At 54.2% G+C, this 2,919-nt stretch carries 2 protein-coding genes; one reads left to right on the forward strand and one right to left on the reverse strand.

The features are described from left to right. The first annotated feature begins 668 nt into the window (after nucleotides 1-668). The gene (locus ABZ914_RS49555; RefSeq protein WP_500201547.1) at nucleotides 669-2,462 is read left to right on the forward strand and encodes a hypothetical protein; all 1,794 of its coding nucleotides are present in this window, start codon (nucleotides 669-671) and stop codon (nucleotides 2,460-2,462) included. Between the two features lie 175 nt (nucleotides 2,463-2,637). On the opposite strand, the gene ABZ914_RS49560 is transcribed toward ABZ914_RS49555, so the two are convergent. Beyond that, nucleotides 2,638-2,919: flavoprotein (locus tag ABZ914_RS49560; protein WP_500201548.1), on the reverse strand; the 282-nt coding region annotated here is incomplete at its 5' end.

Here is a 2,919-nt window from a genome sequence, read left to right on the forward strand (position 1 = left end):
GGGGCGGGGTCGGCGGACGCGTCGCGATGCGCGGCCCGGCGCGGCCGCCCGGTGACCGGCGCCCACGCCGCACGCTCCGGGCGGCCAGGCGCGGGGCCGCGCAGCGGCCTGAGCGCCGCCGCCCCTTGATCCCAAACGGCCCAATTCGGCAGCTTAAGTACCTAAACAGACGAGCACCGTGTGACCGCTTTCGGCCATTTGCTGCCCAGTGTTGGCGAAACAAGCACACAAGCATCAAAATTTACTAACTTGAACCTAGAGGTCCGCCGATACCGGTATACGAGTGGAGATGTATTGTGCTTCTGACAGACCTAAGTTTGCTGTGCGGAATCAGGTCGTCGTGGAGTGGACTACAGTCAACGACACACGGAATTCGAGAAGATCGAAAAATTCCGCGCGATTATGTCGTCCCAGAGATCGCCCAAATAGAAACCTCTCATCCAAACGCGGCTTCACTCATATTGGTGACCGCGCCGGCCGCAGTCGGAAAATCGACCGCTGCAAGCTACCTAGGACATCACCTCCACGCTCCCGTACTCGATTTGTCTACACTCCAGGTAGGGGATGCGACGCTAGAAGGATCACTTTCGAAAGCCCTGGGAATTAGGGCTTACGCGGATTTTGCAGAGCAGATGTCCGAAGGGCGTTCGACCTTGATAGTTGACGCCTTGGACGAGGCAGAGGTGCGTTCGGGGCAAGCCAATTTTAGCGCCTTCCTTCGAGGGGTTGCCCATACAGCGTCTCAAATCTCAAACCACGCCGGCATAGTTCTTTTCTCGCGAGCGGAAAGCATCAGAGCTCTCATAGCAATCTTCACTGCGAGAAAAATTTCATACGCACATTATGAGCTCTTGCCTTTTACTCAGACTCAAGCTGAGGAATATCTGGATAAGCGCATTTCAAGCATCTACGCCCGCCAGGGACAGGATCTAATCCACCATCGCCACTCGGCTCCATATAAGAAGGTGCGAGACCAACTCCTTGCGATGCTCGCATCGGCGATAGACCGCAACAACACACAGATTTGGGAAGCTTCTGAAGTTAGAGAGTTCCTAGGATACGCGCCCGTACTTGACGTGGCCTCAGAGTTTCTTGCGGTGGACAACTTCGCGGCTCTATCACGCTCTTTGTCGGGCGACGAAGGCGAAGAGAGCAGGGGGCTGAACCATTGGAACTTGGTTGCGCGCGTGATTGATCAACTTCTTTCGCGTGAACAGACCAAATTTGCGGACCAATTCACAGAAACGGCTGAATACTCTCACCTCAAGAATGGCAACTTCAGAGCCATCCTCTACACCCCCGAGGAACAATGTAGTCGACTTTTGGATTACGTGGAAAACTTGCAACTCGACCTGGACATCCCAGCAGCCTTGCCAGAGAAGATACGAGACACGTATGAGGCCGCAGCTAATACGCAGCTAGCGAACCATCCGTTCTTGCGTGGCGAAGGTTGGTTCAATGTCATTTTTAGGGACTACGTGACCGCGCGGGCGCTAATCAGCCCTATCACCTCTGCTAGATCTTCGAGCGCGATTCGCAAAAACCTACTTTCCTCTAATTGGAAGCACTCACCGATGTTTGGGTACTTCCTGTTCTCCCTAAGCACAAGGGACAGTGGCGAAATGGCAAGCTGCCACTCCGAAGAAATTGGTGCTCTCTACGAATCATTCAAATCCATGTGTGAGTCACAAGATGAGCTGAATATTTCAGTTGGTCGAGAGAAGGATCGTCTCGTCGCTTCTTTCGCGGTGTTGCGCATGGCCGATTCGAAGTCCATGATTGGCCCACTGCGTTTCCGGTGCCACCCTTCATCTCTGAGTGTTGTATTCCCGCGAGAGCTACGCAATGCGAACATATGGCAGGTACCTGAAGTGATACTGGGCGGGGATCAAGGATCTTTCAAGTTTGGGCCGGATGTTTTTATGTCCTGCACTGACCTGCTGGTTGTCGCACGAGAGCTCCAAGTGTACGTCACTGACCAAGAATCCCCCGTCGTAATAGATGCAAATACATTGACGAGCGAGAACACAAAAGTCCAGGCTGAACGCAATAAGCTTTTCATTAACTGCCGGGAGCTTGCGTACCCTTGGTCAAAGTACTCAACGGACGTGAATCTAAAGCTCATGGCAACGCGAGCACGCGAGGCATATGCCCTCTATCTGGAGCTACGCCGTATAGTCTTGCGCTTCAAAGATGCTAAGCGCGGCGAGGGTGCGGTTTATGAGCCACTTATGGACAACCTCGTGATAAGTGGCAATTGGCGCGCCCGTCAAGTTTTGAACTACCTCGAAGAGGTAGGGTGCGTTGAACGGAGAAACAGAATGTACCTCCTCAAGTTTGCCGAATTTTCCAAATGGAATATCTCTAGGTCTCAGCTTCGAGATCTAGAGTTCACCGATGCGTCGGCGGCGGTAGCCGAGGAACTCGTTAGCTACGTTGAGCGGTCAGAGAAGCGCCCATAGCGCTTCCGAAATTCGATTTGCTCGATGTTCACGATGCATAAGTATTACATTCGGAAGACGCGACAACTCTGCAGGTTGCGGATAACCCTGCCAAGTCCGGGCAGGCTATGCTGTACCCACCAAAGCCTATTTAGCCTTGGCGAGAGCTAAAGGCCACGGATAGGAAGGTATTTTGCTACCGACCAGCGCCCAGGGGATGTGGCCTGAACTCGCCGAAGCCCAGGAGGATACGGATGCCTTCCTTGCGGAGAGTTGTAATACTGCGTTGGAAGGCTGTGCGGGCTGTTAGAGCGGTGTTGACTAAGGGGAGGACTGCTACGGGGATGCCTAGGGCGGGGGCTTCGGCGAGGATGTCTAGGGCGTAGGTGTCGCTGATGCCTGCGGCCCATTTGTTGATGGTGTTGTAGGTGGCGGGGGCGACGATGATGGCGTCAGCCTTCGGGGAGCGGGGCTCGCC

This window comes from Spirillospora sp. NPDC046719, assembly GCF_040645715.1.
In the GTDB taxonomy this organism is placed as follows: domain Bacteria; phylum Actinomycetota; class Actinomycetes; order Streptosporangiales; family Streptosporangiaceae; genus Spirillospora.